Annotated in this window: 14 protein-coding genes; 5 read left to right on the plus strand and 9 right to left on the minus strand. The window is 70.4% G+C overall.

All coding sequences use genetic code 11. From position 1 onward, the window contains the following. Window positions 1-109: 109 nt before the first annotated feature. Entirely contained in the window at window positions 110-331 is a 222-nt protein-coding gene (locus ACWPQI_RS04100; RefSeq protein WP_017680602.1) for a hypothetical protein, read from the plus strand. Between the two features lie 193 nt (window positions 332-524). Next, window positions 525-1,193 carry a GTP pyrophosphokinase gene (locus tag ACWPQI_RS04105; protein ID WP_371851025.1) on the plus strand — a complete coding sequence of 223 codons (669 nt, stop codon included), beginning with the start codon at window positions 525-527 and terminating at the stop codon, window positions 1,191-1,193. An 86-nt stretch (window positions 1,194-1,279) separates the two neighbouring features. Here ACWPQI_RS04105 and ACWPQI_RS04110 read toward each other — a convergent pair whose 3' ends face one another. Together ACWPQI_RS04110 and ACWPQI_RS04115 are read right to left on the minus strand one after the other, a co-directional pair. Then, window positions 1,280-2,110, minus strand: coding sequence for a siderophore-interacting protein (locus ACWPQI_RS04110; protein WP_017680603.1), 831 nt, complete (start codon window positions 2,108-2,110; stop codon window positions 1,280-1,282). A gap of 29 nt (window positions 2,111-2,139) precedes the next feature. Then, entirely contained in the window at window positions 2,140-3,570 is a 1,431-nt protein-coding gene (locus ACWPQI_RS04115; protein ID WP_010593788.1) for an MDR family MFS transporter, read from the minus strand. A 109-nt stretch (window positions 3,571-3,679) separates the two neighbouring features. Here ACWPQI_RS04115 and ACWPQI_RS04120 point away from each other — a divergent pair, with 109 nt between their 5' ends. Both ACWPQI_RS04120 and ACWPQI_RS04125 read left to right on the plus strand, forming a co-directional pair. Beyond that, a complete protein-coding gene (locus ACWPQI_RS04120; protein WP_010593789.1) occupies window positions 3,680-4,573 on the plus strand; it encodes a phosphoribosylaminoimidazolesuccinocarboxamide synthase in 894 nt (297 codons plus the stop codon). Continuing rightward, the gene (locus ACWPQI_RS04125; RefSeq protein ID WP_017680606.1) at window positions 4,570-6,711 is read left to right on the plus strand and encodes a S9 family peptidase; all 2,142 of its coding nucleotides are present in this window, start codon (window positions 4,570-4,572) and stop codon (window positions 6,709-6,711) included. The genes ACWPQI_RS04120 and ACWPQI_RS04125 overlap by 4 nt, the downstream gene beginning before the upstream one ends. A 138-nt stretch (window positions 6,712-6,849) precedes the next feature. On the opposite strand, the gene ACWPQI_RS04130 is transcribed toward ACWPQI_RS04125, so the two are convergent. Both ACWPQI_RS04130 and ACWPQI_RS04135 read right to left on the minus strand, forming a co-directional pair. Further along, window positions 6,850-7,539: a response regulator gene (locus ACWPQI_RS04130; protein ID WP_017680607.1), complete on the minus strand. Its 690-nt coding sequence runs from the start codon at window positions 7,537-7,539 to the stop codon at window positions 6,850-6,852. Continuing rightward, complete coding sequence (locus tag ACWPQI_RS04135) at window positions 7,536-9,092, minus strand: sensor histidine kinase (protein ID WP_043822548.1); 1,557 nt, start codon at window positions 9,090-9,092, stop codon at window positions 7,536-7,538. The genes ACWPQI_RS04130 and ACWPQI_RS04135 overlap by 4 nt, the downstream gene beginning before the upstream one ends. A 191-nt stretch (window positions 9,093-9,283) precedes the next feature. Here ACWPQI_RS04135 and ACWPQI_RS04140 point away from each other — a divergent pair, with 191 nt between their 5' ends. Further along, window positions 9,284-10,684 carry a cation:dicarboxylate symporter family transporter gene (locus ACWPQI_RS04140; RefSeq protein WP_026137724.1) on the plus strand — a complete coding sequence of 467 codons (1,401 nt, stop codon included), beginning with the start codon at window positions 9,284-9,286 and terminating at the stop codon, window positions 10,682-10,684. Between the two features lie 99 nt (window positions 10,685-10,783). Here the strand turns inward: ACWPQI_RS04140 and ACWPQI_RS04145 are convergent, their stop codons facing one another. The 5 genes from ACWPQI_RS04145 to ACWPQI_RS04165 all read right to left on the minus strand — a co-directional run bounded on the left by ACWPQI_RS04145 (window position 10,784) and on the right by ACWPQI_RS04165 (window position 16,619). Then, window positions 10,784-11,827 (minus strand): nucleoside hydrolase, encoded by a 1,044-nt coding sequence (locus ACWPQI_RS04145; RefSeq protein ID WP_102031020.1) that lies wholly within the window; start codon window positions 11,825-11,827, stop codon window positions 10,784-10,786. A gap of 58 nt (window positions 11,828-11,885) precedes the next feature. Then, complete coding sequence (locus ACWPQI_RS04150; protein WP_010593795.1) at window positions 11,886-12,803, minus strand: LysR substrate-binding domain-containing protein; 918 nt, start codon at window positions 12,801-12,803, stop codon at window positions 11,886-11,888. A gap of 10 nt (window positions 12,804-12,813) precedes the next feature. Beyond that, window positions 12,814-14,406 (minus strand): alkyl hydroperoxide reductase subunit F, encoded by a 1,593-nt coding sequence (gene ahpF, locus ACWPQI_RS04155; RefSeq protein ID WP_010593796.1) that lies wholly within the window; start codon window positions 14,404-14,406, stop codon window positions 12,814-12,816. A 133-nt stretch (window positions 14,407-14,539) separates the two neighbouring features. After that, window positions 14,540-15,103, minus strand: a complete 564-nt coding sequence (gene ahpC / locus ACWPQI_RS04160) for an alkyl hydroperoxide reductase subunit C (RefSeq protein WP_003936729.1) — start codon at window positions 15,101-15,103, stop codon at window positions 14,540-14,542. A gap of 193 nt (window positions 15,104-15,296) precedes the next feature. After that, on the minus strand, window positions 15,297-16,619 hold the full coding sequence (locus ACWPQI_RS04165) for a nitroreductase/quinone reductase family protein (RefSeq protein ID WP_017680613.1): 1,323 nt from the start codon (window positions 16,617-16,619) through the stop codon (window positions 15,297-15,299). Window positions 16,620-16,895: the final 276 nt, after the last annotated feature.

The raw sequence follows: 16,895 nt of genomic DNA on the forward strand, positions 1-16,895 counted from the left end.
GGAGCCGAACGTCAGGGTTTCCCGAGCCTGCTGCCGGCTGCGCGAGTCGGTGTCGAGTCGTCCGACGGGCGGGGAACCGCCTCGCCCCTGACGAGAGGACTGCGAAGTCGTGAAGGTTCTGAACACGAAGCTGGGCAAGGTCGCGGCGACCGGGACGATCGCGTTGGCGGCGGTGGGCGCCGGCGCCGCGAGCGCCGAGGCGTCCCCGATGCAGCACCAGCAGCAACAGCCGCAGCCGGCCCCGCAGCGGCCGGCCCCGCAGCATCAGCAGCCCGGGTCGCAGGGGCACGGGTTCTGGCTGTTCGACCGGTGGGTGCCGCTGCCGTGGTGACGACGGTGCCCGCGTGAGGGCGCGCAGCGACCGTGCCGTTCCGGCGCGGTCGCTGCGCCTCGCGCCCACGCTCGTCGCCGCGGCTCCGAGTCGTCGCCGGGCCCCACCCTCGGCCGACCTGGCAGACTCGATCGGGAAGGCGACGAGGAGACAGACGGTGACAGAAACGGTGGACGGCGCTGACGACGTGCAGCTGAGGCAACCACGACTCGAGCCCGCGCAGCTCCACCTGGACCCGCCGCAGATCGCGCTCCAGCGGGAGTTCCGCCGCGTCCTGATGGTCTACAAGTTCGGCATCGACGAGATGATGACCAAGATCAACATCCTGCGGGAGGAGTTCGGCTTCGCCCACGACCACAACCCGATCGAGCACGTCAAGTCGCGGCTGAAGACCCCCGAATCGGTCGTCGAGAAGGCCGTCCGCAAGAACCTGCCGCTCACCCTCGACGCGATCCGCGACAACATCTACGACATCGCGGGCATCCGCATCACCTGCAGCTTCGTCTCCGACGTCTACCGGATCTTCGACCTGATCACCGGGCAGCACGACATCCGGGTCGTCCAGGTCAAGGACTACATCGCGTGCCCGAAGCCCAACGGATACCGGAGCCTGCACGCGATCGTCGAGGTCCCCGTCTTCATGTCCGACCGCGTGCAGCCGGTGTTCGTCGAACTGCAGATCCGCACCGTCGCGATGGACTTCTGGGCCAGCCTCGAACACAAGATCTTCTACAAGTACGACAAGGCGGTGCCCGTCGAACTGCTCGACGAACTGCGCGCGGCGGCCGCGACCGCCCGCGACCTCGACGTCCGGATGGAGGCCCTGCACGACCAGGTGCACGGGCCCGACTCGTCGCCCTGAGCGGCCTGCGGCCGAGCGAATGTATCGCCCGCCGGCGCTGAGGAGGGGGACGATACATCCGCTCGGCCCGAGTCGCTCGGCCCGGCTCAGGCGTCGTGCTCGGTGAAGTCCCGGTCGTGGTCGGTGGTGCGGCCGTACCCGGTCTCGGTCATGCCGTGCCGCCAGTAGCCGATGACGAGGGTGGACCGGCGGTCGAAGCCGGCCTCGTGGCGCAGGTAGCTGCGCATCCGCAGCACGGTCTTCGATTCGGCCGACACCCACGCGAATCGCTTCAGTTCGCCGTCGGGGATCGGCACGGCGGTCGCCGCGTCGGTCAGGTGCGTGGTGGTGCCCGCGGGGGCGCCGTCGCGGTGCACCCAGCGGATCTCGATGTCGGCGGGGGAGCGCAGGTCCTGGTGTTCGCCCTCGTCGGCGACCTCGACGACGGCGGTGCCCCGGGCGCCCTCGGGGAGGCGTTCGAGCATGCGGCCGATCGCGGGCAGCGCCGTCTCGTCGCCGACGATCAGGTACCAGTCGGCCGGGGGCGCGACGATCCCGCCGCCGCCGGCCGCCGCGAGGCGATCGCCGGGACGGGCCCGCTCCGCCCAGGCACTGGCCAGGCCCTCGTCGCCGTGCCGGACGAAGTCGACGTCCATCTCGGCGGCCGCGGGGTCGAGTCGCCGCACGGTGTAGGTGCGGACCTGCGCCTTGAGCGTGGGGTCGGGCCACTCGAGGCGCCGGCCGCCGGTGTTGACGGGCAGGTCGAGGTCACCGTTCGCGCGCGGGAAGATCAGCTTGATGTTGGGCACCCGGGTCGGGTCGCTCGCGTAGACCTCGACGCCGCGTCCGGCGAACGTGACGCGGCGCATGCGGGGGGTGATGTCCTCGACCTTCGCGACTTCGATGACGCTGGGCAGCAGCCCGTCTTCGTTCGACATACCCCACACCTTAGGTGAGCCTTTCCAATCTAGGTGGGGTCGGGTTGTTCCGCAGGCCGGTTCGGCATCGTGGCGGCCGTCACGGCCAGGGCCACCGCGGTCACGAGAAGGGCGACGAACACCGGCGCCACCGCGTCGGCGAGCTGCTCCGGCGCGAGCGGTCCCGAGCCGGCGACGTCGTGCGCGGCCGCATTCGCCAGTGCCCCGAAGACCGCGACCCCGACGGCGCTGCCGATCGAGCGGGCGAACGAGTACGCCCCCGTCACCACCCCACGCTCGGCCCACGTCACGCTCGACTGCGCCGAGATCAGCGCCGGGCTCGCGATCAGGCCCATCCCGAGACCGACGAGTACGCAGCACCCCGCGACCTGCCACACCGGTGACCGCTCGTCGAGCAGCGTCAGCAGACCGGTGCCGGCCAGCACCGGGACGGAGCCGATCATCGCGGTGTTGCGGAACCCGATCCGCAGGTAGAACCAGCCGGAGCGCGCCGCCGCGAGCGGCCAGCCGATCGTCATCGTCGACAGGGTGAATCCCGCCACCAGCGCCGTGGTGCCCAGCGACCCCTGCACGAACGCCGGCACGTAGGAGGTCAGGCCCAGCACCACGGCGCCGACGAGAGCAGCGACCGCGCTGCTGGTGAGCACGACGCGGCGGGCGAAAACCCACGGCGGCAGGATCGGCTCCGCCGCGCGTCGCTCCACCCACACGAACAGCAGCAGCAGCGTCGCGGCGGCCGCGAACACCCCGACGCTCGGCGCCGACGCCCACGCCCAGGCCTGCCCACCCTCGAGCAGACCCAGGATCAGCAGTCCGGAGCCCGCCGCGAGCGTCGCGGCACCGGCCCGGTCCACCGGCCGCCGCGGCCCGGAGGGCCGTGACTCGGTGAACGCCCTCAGCAGCACCGCCACGGCCAGCGCGCACAGCGGCAGGTTGATCCAGAAGATCCACCGCCACGACACGAAGTCGGAGAAGACCCCGCCCACGGCGGGGCCGACGATCGCCGACATGCCCCACACGCTCGCGAGGTAGCCCTGGGCCTTCGCGCGTTCGGCGACGGTGTAGATGTCGCCGGCGATGGTCTGCGCCATCGGCAGCACGGCCCCCGCGCCCAGTCCCTGTACCGCGCGGAACGCGATCAGGGCCGGCATGCTCCATGCCAGCGCGCACAGCGCCGAGCCCAGGGCGAACAGCGCGATCCCGAACACCAGCACGGGTCTGCGCCCGTACACGTCCGACAACTTGCCGTACACCGGCACGAGCACGGCCTGGGTGAGCAGGTAACTCGAGAACAGCCACGGGAACTGCGTGAAGCCACCGAGGTCCGCGACGACGGTCGGAACGGCGGTGGCCAGGACGGTGCTCTCGAGTGCGACGAGCGCGGTGGCGAGCATCAGGGCCGCGAGAATCGGTCCGCGTTCCGAGCGCAGACCCACGTCGATCCGGGGTGCCGCCGACATCACGCTCCTGTTCGGGGTGGGGTTCCGGTCACGATCATTGTCGTCGTGAACGATCCCGGGATCGGGCGGGGGTGCCGTGCAGGTCCGGGCGGCGCACTAGGGTGGCACCGTGCGTCCATCACTCGAGTCCTACCCCCACCTCGCCGGCGGCAAGGTCCGGGACCTGTATGTCATAGACGACGAGCACCTGCTCCTCGTGGCCAGCGACCGGATCTCGGCATACGATCACGTGCTCGACACCCCGATTCCCGACAAGGGCCGGGTGCTCACCGCGATGAGCGTGTTCTTCTTCAACCTGCTCGAGGTGAACCATCACCTCGCCGGTGAGCCCGACGACGACCGCATCCCCGCCGAGGTCCTCGGCCGCGCCCTCGTCGTCAAACGGCTGAAGATGGTGCCGATCGAGTGCGTCGCCCGCGGCTACCTCACCGGATCGGGCCTGATCGACTACCGGAGGACCGGTGGGGTGTGCGGCGTCCCGTTGCCCGACGGCCTCGTGGAGGCCAGCCGGCTGCCCGATCCGATCTTCACTCCCGCGAGCAAGGCCGAACTCGGCGACCACGACGAGAACATCACCTTCGACGAGGTCGTCGACAAGGTCGGCCAGGATCTCGCCGTGAAGCTGCGCGAGGACACCCTCGACATCTACGGCCGCGCCGCGATGTACGCGGCGGACAAGGGCATCCTGCTGGCCGACACGAAGTTCGAGTTCGGACTCGACGGCGCCGGGCACCTCGTCCTCGCCGACGAGGTGCTCACCCCGGATTCGTCGCGCTACTGGCCCGCCGAGGGGTACGAGCCGGGCAAGGTGCAGCCCAGCTTCGACAAGCAGTTCGTGCGCGATTGGCTGACGAGTCCCGAGTCCGGATGGGACCGCACCTCCGACACCCCGCCGCCGCCCCTGCCGCAGCACATCGTCGACGCCACCCGTGAGAGGTATATCGAAGCCTACGAACGGATCTCGGGTCTGTCGTTCTCCGACTGGCTGGAGCCGAGCGCATGACCGCGCCGATCGCCAAGCGGGTGCCGTCCGAGCGGGTGCATCACGGGCACACGTTCGTCGACGAGTACGAGTGGCTCCGCGACAAGGAGAACCCCGAGGTCATCGCCCACCTCGAGGCCGAGAACGCGTGGACCGAGAAGCAGACCGCGCACCTGGCGCCCTTGCGGGAGAAGATCTTCGAGGAGATCAAGTCCCGCACGCAGGAAACCGACATGTCGGTGCCCACCCGCATGGGGGACTGGTGGTACTACGCCCGGACCGCCGAGGGCAAGCAGTACAGCATCCAGTGCCGCTGCCCGATCTCCGACCCCGACGACTGGAATCCGCCGGAGCTGGCACCGGGTGTGGAACTGCCCGGGGAGCAGGTGCTGCTCGACGGCAACGTCGAGGCCGCCGGGCACGAGTTCTTCTCCCTCGGTGCGTTCTCGATCAGCCACGACGGGACGCTGCTCGCCTACTCGGTCGACGTCGTCGGCGACGAGCGCTACACGCTGCGGTTCAAGAACCTCGGCACCGGTGAGCTGCTCGCCGACGAAATCCCCGGGACCGCACCCGGCGCGACGTGGGCGATCGACCACAGCCACATCTTCTATCTCACCGTGGACGAGTCCTGGCGACCGGACACCGTGTGGCGCCACCGTCTGGGTACGTCCCACACCGAGGACGTCCGGGTCTTCCACGAGCCCGACGAGCGGTTCTGGGTGTCCGTGGGCACCACCCGCAGCGAGAAGTACCTGATGATCTGGGTGGGATCCAAGATCACGACCGAGGGGTGGGTCCTCGAATCCGCCGACCCCACCGGCGAGTTCCGGGTGCTGCTGCCGCGGCGCGAGGGGGTCGAGTACGGCGCCGAGCATGCCGTCGTCGGCGGCGAGGACCGGTTCCTGGTCATGCACAACGACGTCGTCGAGGTGGTGGACGACGCGACGGGTGAGATCACGCGCGAGAAGGCGGAGAACTTCGTTCTCGCCGAGGCACCCGTGGACGATCCGTCTGCTCTGCGCACTCTGATCGGGCACCGGCACGACGTGCGCCTCGAGGACGTCGACGCGTTCGCCGGGCATCTCGTGCTCGGTTACCGGCGGGAGGCGCTGACCCGGCTCGCGGTGTGGCCGCTGACCGCCGACGGCTACGGCGAGCTGACCGAACTCGAGTTCGACGAGGAACTGTTCGCCGTCGGTCCGGGTGCGAACCCGGAATGGCACCAGCCGATGCTGCGGCTCGGGTTCACGTCGTTCATCACCCCCAGCCGCGTCTACGACTACGTCGTCGACTCCGGAGAACTGTTGCTGCGCAAGGCCCAGCCGGTGCTCGGTGACTTCGATCCGTCGGACTACGAGCAGCGCCGGGACTGGGCGGTGGCAGAGGACGGCACGCGCATCCCGCTGTCGATCGTGGCCCGCAAGGGTGCGCCCGCGAATGCGCCGGTGCTGCTCTACGGGTACGGGTCGTACGAGGCCAGCATCGACCCCGGCTTCTCGGTGGCGCGGCTGTCGCTCCTCGACCGGGGGATGGTCTTCGCGGTGGCCCACGTGCGGGGCGGCGGCGAGATGGGCCGGCACTGGTACGAGAACGGCAAGACGCTGGCGAAGAAGAACACCTTCACCGATTTCGTCGCCTGCGCCCGGCATCTGATCGACACCGGCGTCACCCGGCCCGACCGCCTCGTCGCCGACGGCGGCAGTGCGGGCGGACTGCTCATGGGTGCGGTGGCGAACCTCGCGCCGGAGTTGTTCGCCGGGATCCTCGCGAACGTGCCGTTCGTCGACCCGCTCACCTCGATCCTGGACCCGTCGCTGCCGCTCACGGTGATCGAGTGGGACGAGTGGGGCAACCCCCTCGACAACCCCGAGGTGTACGAGTACATGCGCTCGTACAGCCCGTACGAGAACGTCGAGGCGAAGGACTACCCGGCGATCCTCGCGATCACCAGCCTCAACGACACGCGGGTGCTCTACGTCGAACCGGCCAAGTGGGTGGCCAAGCTGCGCGCGACGAAGACCGGCGACGCGCCGCTGCTGCTCAAGACGGAGATGAGCGCCGGCCACGGGGGCGTGTCCGGCCGGTACGAGAAGTGGCGCGAGGTCGCCTTCGAGTTCGCGTGGGTCCTCGAGACGTCGGGCGCATATCGTCCCTGAACGTTGTTGTGGCCCAACGCCCTGGTGGCCCAACGCCCTGGTGGCCGAATGCCTGGTGGCCGAATGTCACATTGCGTCGATGTCATCGACGCAATGTGACATTCGGTCCACGGGCGGCTCCCCGGGGCGGCCCCTCGTTCAGCGCGGGGCGTAGCGGATCTGCGGACGGCCGGCGCGACCGTACTCGGTGTGCCGGGCGGCGACGCCGTCGTCGGCCAGGCGTTCGAGGTACCGCCACGCCGTCACCCGCGACACGCCCACTGCGCTGCCCACCTCGGCGGCCGTCAGCGGGCCCGACGCCTCCCGCAGACACCGGGCGACCGCATCGAGAGTGTGGGGCGCGACGCCCTTCGGGGACGACGCACGCGGATCGGAGGTCCGCAGCGCCGCCATCGCCCGGTCGATGTCGTGCTGGCCGGCGGCCGCGCCGGACGCGCCGAGCGCCTCGCGGTAGGCCAGGTAGTGGTCGAGCTTGTCGCTCAGGGCGGCGAAGGTGAAGGGCTTGAGCAGGTAGAGCACGATACCCCGGGCGACGGCGGTGCGAACGACCTCGAGGTCGCGCGCGGAGGTCACGGCGATGATGTCCGGGCTCGGCCGGATCCCGCTCAGCGCCGCCGCGACGTCGAGGCCGCTCATGTCGGGCAGCCCGATGTCCAGCAGCACCAGATCCACCGGCTCACCGGCCTTCGCGGCCTCCGCGACGGCACGCAGCGCGTTCCGGCCGGTGCCGGCGACGGCGACGACCGTGAACTGCGGCAGTCGATCGACGTACGCGCGGTGGGCGTCGGCGATGCGAGGCTCGTCCTCCACGACGAGGACGCGAATCACGGTGCGCCGCCTGCGTGCTCGGCCTGCAGGGGGATCTCGGCGACGACCATCGACCCCAGCGACGGCTCGGTACGCAGGGTGCCGCGGTGCCGCGTCACCACCTGCGCGACGAGGGCCAGCCCCAGGCCGTGGTGGTCTGCCTTCGTGGAGTAGCCCCGCGTCATGGCGCGGGCGAGGGTTTCCGGCGACATCCCCGGTCCGCTGTCCGCCACTTCGACGATCATGTTCGAATCATCCTGTCGTATCGTCACTTCCACCCACGGTTCGTCGACGGCCCGGGCGGCGTCGATGGCGTTGTCCACCAGATTGCCGACGAGTGTCACCAGGTCGCGGGTGCCGAGGGGGGTCGGGCCCAGCGCGGTGTCGTCGGTGACGGTCAGTTCGACGCCGCGTTCGGCGGCGTCGTTGATCTTCCCCAGCAGCAGGGCGACGAGTGCGGGTTCCTGCACCGACGCGGTGAGCCGGTCGATGAGCTGCTGCGACAGGCGCAGTTCCTCCGTCGCGAACGCGACCGCCTCCTCGGGACGTCCCAGTTCGACCATCGTGACGATGGTGTGCAGCCGGTTCGCCGACTCGTGTGCCTGTGCGCGCAGCGCGTCGGCGAAACCGCGGACCGAGTCCAGTTCGCCCAGCACCGTACGTAGCTCGGTGCGATCCCGCAACGTCGTCACCGTGGCGATCCGCCGGCCCTCCCACTGCACCGGGCTGCGGTCGACGACCAGGACGCGGTCCTCGGTGAGAAGTACGTCACCGCGGGCGTCCGCGTCCGGGCCGGCCACCCGCAGCGCCTCGGGCAGATCGTCCGTCGTGACCGGGCCGTCGCCGAGACCGAGGAGGCGCCGCGCCTCGTCGTTGACGACCTCCACGCGGGCGGGGTCGTCGGTGCCGATCACGATCAGGCCCTCCCCGATCGCGTGGAGGACCGCGTCGTGGTGCTCGTAGAGCCGGCGCAGTTCGTCCGGCGCGAGTCCGAGGGTCTGGCGGCGCAGGCGCCGGCTGACGAGCACGGCGCCGGCCGCGGCGACGGCCAGGGCCGCGGCCGACAGACCGAGTAGGGCGGGCAGCCCGCGGGCGAACTGGTCGGCGACCCGCGCGCGGGTGACGCCGACGGAGACGAGACCGACGACCTGCCCGCCGTCGAGGATCGGCGCCACGGCCCGGATGGACGGGCCGAGCGAACCGGCGTAGGTCTCGGTGAACGCCGTGCCGTCGAGCGCAGCGTCGATGTTGCCGCTGAACGGCAGACCGATCATGGCGGGATCGGTGTGGGTGTACCGGGTGCGGTCCGGCGCCATCACGACGATGAAATCGGTACCGGTCGCCTCGCGGATCCGTTCGGTGCGCGGCTGCAGCACCGCCGTCGGATCCGGCGTCCGCAACGCCGCGGCCGTCGAATCGGAGCCCGCGAGAGCCTCGGCGATGCCGAGGACGGTGCGGCGGGTGGCGTCGTCGCTGTCGCGGCGTTCGTCGATCCCGACGAGGACGGTGCCTGCGGCGATGACCAGGGCGAGCACCGCCAGCTGCAGCACCAGCAGCTGACGCGCCACGCTCATCGACGGCCGGTGCGCGGTCGGCGGCACGGGCGTACTCCTTCCGGATGCCGGTGGGTCCGCCTCGTGAGCGCGACATCACCTGAACGAAATGAACGCAACCTTCACCGGGTGAGGCTGCGACACCACCATTTCTATCAGGAACGTGACCGCGATCACGAAGCCCCCGAACCGCCCATCCGAGAGGATCCGCCATGAGCACGTCACCAGACTCCCGGGCACCCGGCGCCACGCCACCGGCCCAGCGCAGAGACCGCACGCACTGGCTCTACGTCGGTGTCATCGTGGCAGTGGTGGCCGGCGTCCTCGTCGGCTGGCTCGCCCCGGACGTCGGCAAGTCGTTCGGCGTCCTCGGCACGATGTTCGTCGACCTCATCAAGATGATGATCAGCCCGGTCATCTTCTGCACGATCGTCCTCGGCATCGGCTCGGTGCGGGCCGCTGCCAGCGTCGGCAAGGTCGGCGGCCTGGCGATGGTGTACTTCCTCGGCATGTCCACCGTCGCGCTGGGCATCGGCCTGGGGGTGGGCAACCTGCTCGATCCGGGCAGCGGCCTCAACCTGTCCCCGGAGGCCGCCGGCGCCGGCGCCGCGCTGGCCGACAAAGCCCATGCCGCGGGCGGGACCATGGACTTCGTCGCGTCGATCATCCCCACGTCGCTGCTGTCGGCGCTGACCGAGGGTAGTGTGCTGCAGACCCTGTTCGTCGCGCTGCTGGTCGGCTTCGCGCTGCAGGCACTCGGCAAGTCCGGCGAGCCGGTCCTGCGCGGCATCGGCTACGTGCAGAAGCTCGTGTTCAAGATCCTGTCGATGATCCTGTGGCTCGCTCCGATCGGTGCCTTCGGCGCCATCGCCAACGTGGTCGGGCAGACCGGTCTCGGCGCGGTCGTCCAGCTCGGCACCCTGATGATCGGGTTCTACCTCACGTGCGTGCTGTTCGTGTTCGGTGTGCTCGGCTCCCTGCTGCGGATGGTGGCCGGGGTGTCGATCTTCAAGCTGGTCAAGTACCTGGCCCGCGAGTACCTGCTGATCTTCGCGACGTCCTCGTCCGAGTCCGCGCTGCCGCGGCTCATCGCGAAGATGGAGCATGTCGGGGTCGAGCGCACGACCGTCGGTGTCGTCGTGCCCACCGGCTACTCGTTCAACCTGGACGGCACCGCCATCTACCTGACGATGGCCTCGCTGTTCATCGCCGACGCGCTCGGTTCGCCGCTGTCGCTGGCCGAGCAGCTCTCCCTGCTGGTGTTCATGATCGTCGCGTCGAAGGGCGCGGCCGGGGTGAGCGGGGCGGGCCTGGCCACGCTCGCCGGCGGCCTGCAGAGCCACCGTCCGGAGCTGCTCGACGGCGTCGGCCTCATCGTCGGCATCGACCGGTTCATGTCCGAGGCGCGCGCGGTCACCAACTTCTCCGGCAACGCCGTCGCCACCCTGCTGGTGGGAACGTGGACCGGAACCGTCGACCGCGGTCGCGTCCGCGACGTCCTCGCCGGCCGTATCCCGTTCGACGAGGAGACGATGGTCGACGACGGCCACGGCCCGGCCGACGCGAAACCTGCCGTCGTGGTCGAGGAGGCGAAGGTCCTGGCGCGCGCCTGACGCGGTACCGCTCGCGGAATCCACTGTGGCCGAATGTCACACCGGGTCGATCAGATCGAACCGGTGTGACATTCGGCCACACGCACGCGCGAGTGCGGGTCAGGCCGGACGGAACCGGGCCGCGACGTGGGCGCCGACCCGTTCGACGAGGTGATCGAAGAAGACCTGCGGGTCCGTGGCGACGACGATCTCGGCGTTCGGCGGCCGGCCCCACATGCCGGACCAGTCGGCGACGGTGGTGCCGCGGGTGAGCCGGCCGTCGAGTTCGACGTCGACGGTCGCCGGGCGGGTGGTGAAAGGCACCGTTCCGAGGGCGACCGCCGCCGCGAACGGATCGTGGACGTGGGCCAGGAAGCCCTGACCCTGGTCGCGGTGGAACTCCATGTAGAAGCGCAGCGCATCGGCCAGGTGCCGCACGATCGGGTTGGACGCCCGCGAGCGCAGACCGCGCGGATCGTCCGGCGAGAGGAGCTCGGCCGGGACGCTTCCCGCGGCCTCGGCCAGACGTCGCAGGTGATCGGGCCGCATCGCGATCGACTCGGTGGTATCGAGGGAGCACACGATCGGCCGGCGGCCGGGTGCCACGGCGGAGAATGCGTCGAACACCGCCTTCGCGGCCTCCGGATCCACCGCGACGTTCCATTCCGAGGTGGGTGTGGTGTTGCCCGGATAGTTGAACGCCCCGCCCATCACGACCAGGCGGCGCAGCCGGTGGGGGAGTTGCGGATCGAGCCGGACGGCCAGCGCCAGGTTGGTGAGCGGACCGGTGACGAGGCCGACGAGTTCGCCGGGGTGGGCGCGGGTCAGCTCCACCCACGCCTCGGCGGCGCTGCGGCCCGACGGGCCGTGACCGGGGGCGGGCAGGTCGGCGTAACCGACGCCGAGTGGGCCGTGCGTGTCCTCGGTGGTCATCAGCGGCGCGACGAGTGGGGCCTCCGATCCGACGGCGACCTCGATGTCCGGTCTGCCGCACACCTGCAGCCACGCCAGGTTGTTCGCGGTCACCTGCGGGACGGGCACGTTCCCGGCGGTGGAGAGCACCGCGGCGATCTCCGCTTCCGGACTCGCCAGCAGGTAGAGCAGGGCGAGAGCATCGTCGATGCCGGTGTCGACGTCGGCGACGAGGCGGATGGGTTCGGGCACCCGCCCATCCTGCAGCACGTGCCCGCGGCCCGGCACGGCCGGTGCCGCGGACTCCCGCTCAGGAGGGTGGTGTCGGGTCGACCAGACCCTCGGGGAGCCGGCGGAACATCTCGGCAAGCTGCGGCAGGAAGTCGCGGAAGCCGCTGGTCTTGCGCCAGAACATGCCGATGTGGCGACGCGGGACGGGCTCGGCGAACCGCAGCAGCCGGATCTCCGGGGGCTGGGCGACCGGGGTGGTGACGGCCAGGCGCGGCAGCAGGGTCACCCCCACCCCGGCGATCACCATCTGCCGCAGGGTCTCGAGGCTCGTCGCCCGGAAGCCGTTGCGTTCGGCGGCTCCGGTCAGTCGGCACACCTCGAGGGCCTGGTCCCGCAGGCAGTGACCGTCCTCGAGCAGCAGCAGGCTCTCGTCCGCGATCACCGACACGGGGGCAGGTTCGGGTGTGCCGGCCAGCGGATGGGAGGCCGGGACGGCGAGCACGAAGTCCTCGGAGAACAGGTACTCCTGGTGCAGGTGGTCGTCGTCGATCGGCAGTGCGAGCACGCAGACGTCGAGGTCGCCGCGGCGGAGCCGTTCGAGCAGGTCCTCGGTCTTCTCCTCGATCAACAGCAGTTCGAGATCGGGAAACCTCGCCCGTACCGACGGCACGACGTGCGGGAGCAGGTACGGGGCGAGGGTCGGGAACAGGCCGATGCGGAGCGTGCCCGACTCCGGGTCGGAGAACTGCCGGGCGATCTCGCGGATGTTCGCGGTCTCGCTCAGAATGATCCGGGCCCGCTCCACGATCTGCGTGCCCGCGCCGGTCAGGGTGATCTGACGCGGGCTCCGCTCGACGAGTTCGACGCCGAGTTCCTGTTCGAGCTTGCGGAGCTGGGTCGACAGCGTGGGCTGACTGACGAAGCAGGCCTCCGCCGCCCGGCCGAAGTGGCGATGGTGCGCCACCGCGGCCAGGTACTCGAGATCACGCAGGTTCACGACGGACGAACTACCGGACGGTCGCGGCGACCGAGTCCTCGGCCGGGGCGCTGGTGCGGATGAGGTGGTCGAACGCGCCGAGCGCCGCGGTCGCGCCGGCACCGGCGGCGATGACGATCTGCTTGTACGGCACCGTGGTGCAGTCACCGGCCGCGAACACACCCGGCACCGAGGTCTGGCCACGGTCGTCGATCACGATCTCGCCGCGCGGCGACAGCTCGACCGTCCCGGCGAGCCACTCGGTGTTGGGCAGCAGACCGATCTGGACGAAGACGCCCTCGAGCTCGAGCGTGTGCGACGTCTCGGTGGTGCGGTCCTGATAGGTCAGGCCGGTGACCTTGGTGCCGTCGCCGAGGACCTCGGTGGTCAGTGCGCTGACGACGATGTCCACGTTCGGCAGGCTGCGCAGCTTGCGCTGCAGCACCTCGTCGGCGCGCAGCACCGAGTCGAATTCGATGAGCGTGACGTGCGCGACGACGCCGGCGAGGTCGATGGCGGCCTCCACACCGGAGTTGCCGCCGCCGATCACGGCGACGCGCTTGCCCTTGAACAGCGGTCCGTCGCAGTGCGGGCAGTAGGTCACGCCCTTGTTGCGGTACTCGGTCTCGCCGGGCACGTTCATCGAGCGCCACCGCGCGCCGGTGGACAGGATCACGGTACGGGCGAGGAGGGAGGCGCCGCTGTCCAGTTCGACCTCGACGAGGCCACCCTCGACGGTCGCCGGCACGAGCTTCGCGGCCCGCTGCAGGTTCATGACGTCGACGTCGTACTGACGGACGTGATTCTCGAGCGCGGCGCCGAGCTGGGGACCTTCGGTGTAGGGCACGGAGACGAAGTTCTCGATCGCCATCGTGTCGAGCACCTGGCCGCCGAAGCGCTCGGCAGCGAGTCCGGTGCGAATTCCCTTGCGGGCGGCGTAGATCGAGGCTGCGGCGCCGGCCGGTCCGCCGCCGACGACGAGTACGTCGAACGGGTCCTTCTCGGCGATCGCGGCGGCCGCGCGGTCTGCGGCGCCGGTGTCGAGCTTGCCGACGATCTGCTCGAGGCTCATGCGGCCCGAGTCGAACAGTTCCCCGTTGAGATACACCGTCGGTACGGCCATCACCTGGCGTCCGTCGACCTCGTCCTGGAACAGGGCGCCGTCGATGGCGACGTGCGTGATGCGCGGATTGAGCACGCACATCAGGTTCAGGGCCTGCACGACGTCCGGGCAGTTCTGGCAGGAGAGCGAGAAGTAGGTCTCGAAGTGCAGTTCGCCGTCCAGGTCGCGGACCTGCTGCTGCAGTTCCTCCGGCTCCTTCGACGGGTAACCGCCGACCTGGAGGAGAGCGAGTGCGAGGGAGGTGAACTCGTGACCGAGCGGGATGCCGGCGAAGCGGACCTCGATATCGGTGCCGACCCGGTGGATGGCGAACGAGGGGCGTCGTGCGTCGTCGTCGCGGCGCTCGTGGGTGATCTTGTCCGACATCGCCGCGATCTCGTCGAGAAGGGCGGCGAGTTCGGCGGACTTGGGTCCGTCGTCGAGGGAGGACACGAGCTCGATCGGCAGGGTCAGCCGCTCGAGGAGGGACTTCAGTTGGCCGGCGAGCGAGGCTTCGAGCATGGGTATCTACTCCATCGACGGGTGGGGAACGGTGATCGGAATTCGGCACGGCGCCGGGTGGCTCGGCGCTCCGGGAGCGCGGGGCCCGATGTGGGCCGGGCCCCGCGCCGCAGGAAGGTCGGATCCGGAGGTGTCAGATCTTGCCGACGAGGTCCAGCGACGGGGCGAGGGTCTCGGCGCCCTCTTCCCACTTGGCCGGGCAGACCTCGCCCGGGTGCGACCGGACGTACTGAGCGGCCTTGACCTTGCGGACGAGCTCGGCGGCGTTGCGGCCGATGCCCTCGGCGGTGACCTCCATGAACTGGACGATGCCGTCGGGGTCGACGAGGAAGGTGCCGCGGTCGGCCAGGCCCTCGTTCTCGCGCAGCACCTCGAAGTCGGTGCTGATTTGCAGGGTCGGGTCGCCGATCATGGCGTACTTGATCTTGCCGATGGTCTCGGAGGAGTCGTGCCACGCCTTGTGCGTGAAGTGGGTGTCGGTGGAGACCGAGAAGACCTCGACGCCGAGCTTCTGCAGCTCCTCGTAGTGGTCGGCAAGGTCACCGAGCTCCGTCGGGCAGACGAAGGTGAAGTCGGCCGGGTAGAAGAAGAAGATCGCCCACTTGCCCTTGATGTCCTCGTCGGAGACGGAGATGAAACCACCCTCCTGGTAGGCGGTCGCGGAGAAGGGCTTGATCTGCTTGTTGATCAGGGCCACGTTGAACCTCTGTTCGGTCGATAGGGATTCTGACCTTTCAAACACTAACGAGTTTCGATAGGCAGGGCCAATCGATCGACTGCATTCGATTGATAGTCTGCATCTATCGATCCGATCGGCGCGGCGAAACCCCAGTTGGGCGACCGAACCGCCGTCCAGGCGCAGGGGCACGCGCGTCGAGACGTGACCGATATCACGACTGCTGCGAGGCGGTGTCGGTGACGCGGAACACCGGGTAGCGCGAGGCCACGGCCGCGAGTTCCGCCCGGGTGGGTGCACCGGCCAGGCCGAAGTACATGTCCGCCTCCCGAGCGATCTTCCGGTGGCCGGGTTCCCGTCCGCCCCGCAGCAGGTAGGCGCGGAGGATGTCGGCGCGGCCGGGGACCGGTACCTCGACCAGGGTGACCGCCCGACGTCGGCGACCGCGGACCAGCAGTGCGCGCCCGGCGGCAGCCCGCACGTTGCGGGCCCACTGGGACTGGCCGGCCAGCGACAGCAGGTACTGCTCGCCGTCGTGGTCCAGCAGCAGCAGATTGGTCCGGCGCACGACACCGGAGCGACGGCCGGGGACCTCCAGCGTCACGACATTCCGCGGGCTGAGCCGCAGCCGGGTCAGTGCGTGGCCGAGCCACTGCAGCCGCGCGTACACCGGCGGTGGGGGCCGATACCGGCCCGCTCCGCCGTAACGGGGCGCGGCCACGGCGCTCCGGAGCCTGCGCAACCGACCGGTCCGGGGGCGGTCGAGTTGCCGGGCCAGGTGGTGCAGCGCCCCGGCCGTCCCGGTCGTCAGCGGCAGCCCGTGCCCGGGGGCGAGCATCTGCGGCTGCAGCGCCGCCAGGGCAGCGACGGACCGCACTGCCGCCGGCCGGCTCCAGGTGGTGTACCGGGGTGGCCCGGCCAGCCGCTGCCGGCCCGTCAGCACCCCGGTGACCGAGTTCAGGTCCACGGTCACGGTGGCGTCCCCGGTGATCAGCACGCCGTCGCTGCGCCGCAGGTAGGCCACGTGCCCAGGGGTGTGCCCGGGGGTGTGCACCCATTGCCAGTCCGGCAGCCCCGGCACCGCGCCGCCCGGCTCCAGCGGGCGCACGACGTCGGTGATGTCGCCTGCGTGCTCGATCCGTGCCCGAGTTCGCCGGGGCAGCAGTCGCATCAGTGGGGCCACCACCCACCGGTCCAGCGGCATCGTGAACTCCGGCAGGTAGCGGCCCGCCGCCATCGGCAGCTCGGCGGGGTGCACGTACACCGGCACCCGCCAGGTCCGGGCCAGCGCCCCGGCCGCCCCGCAGTGGTCCGGATGGATGTGGGTCAGCACGATCGCCGCCGGTTTCGTGCCCCGGCCGAACAACGACTCTGCTGCCGCGGTGACGATCTCGGCGCTGCCGGACCAGGCCGCGTCCACCAGCACCCACCTCGCTGCCGACCCGAGCAGGTAGACGTTGGGGGCGGCGGCAGTCCGCCCGGCCCGGAGGAGGTGGACGCCGGGGGCGATCCGGTGCGGTCCGGTGCGAGAGGTCATCGGGTACTCCTGCGGTGGTGATCGTCAGGCAGGCGGAGCCGGGTGGCGTGCTGCCACGCCGCGAGCCGGTCGCGAGCCCGGGCGGCCCGCAGTGCCAGGATCGCCCCGCCGAAGGGTGGGCGATCCGAACCCCTCTCCGGTTCTCTGTCCGGCAGCGCAGTGAACCGATCTCCGGTCAGTGTATTCAGCCCTGCTCGACTTCGATCCACGTCGTCCGGCGCATGCCTGCGACGCGGGGCCACGTTCCGCGTTGACCGCGCGCCTCCGGGAGGTTGT

This window comes from Rhodococcus sp. LMD, from assembly GCF_056108245.1.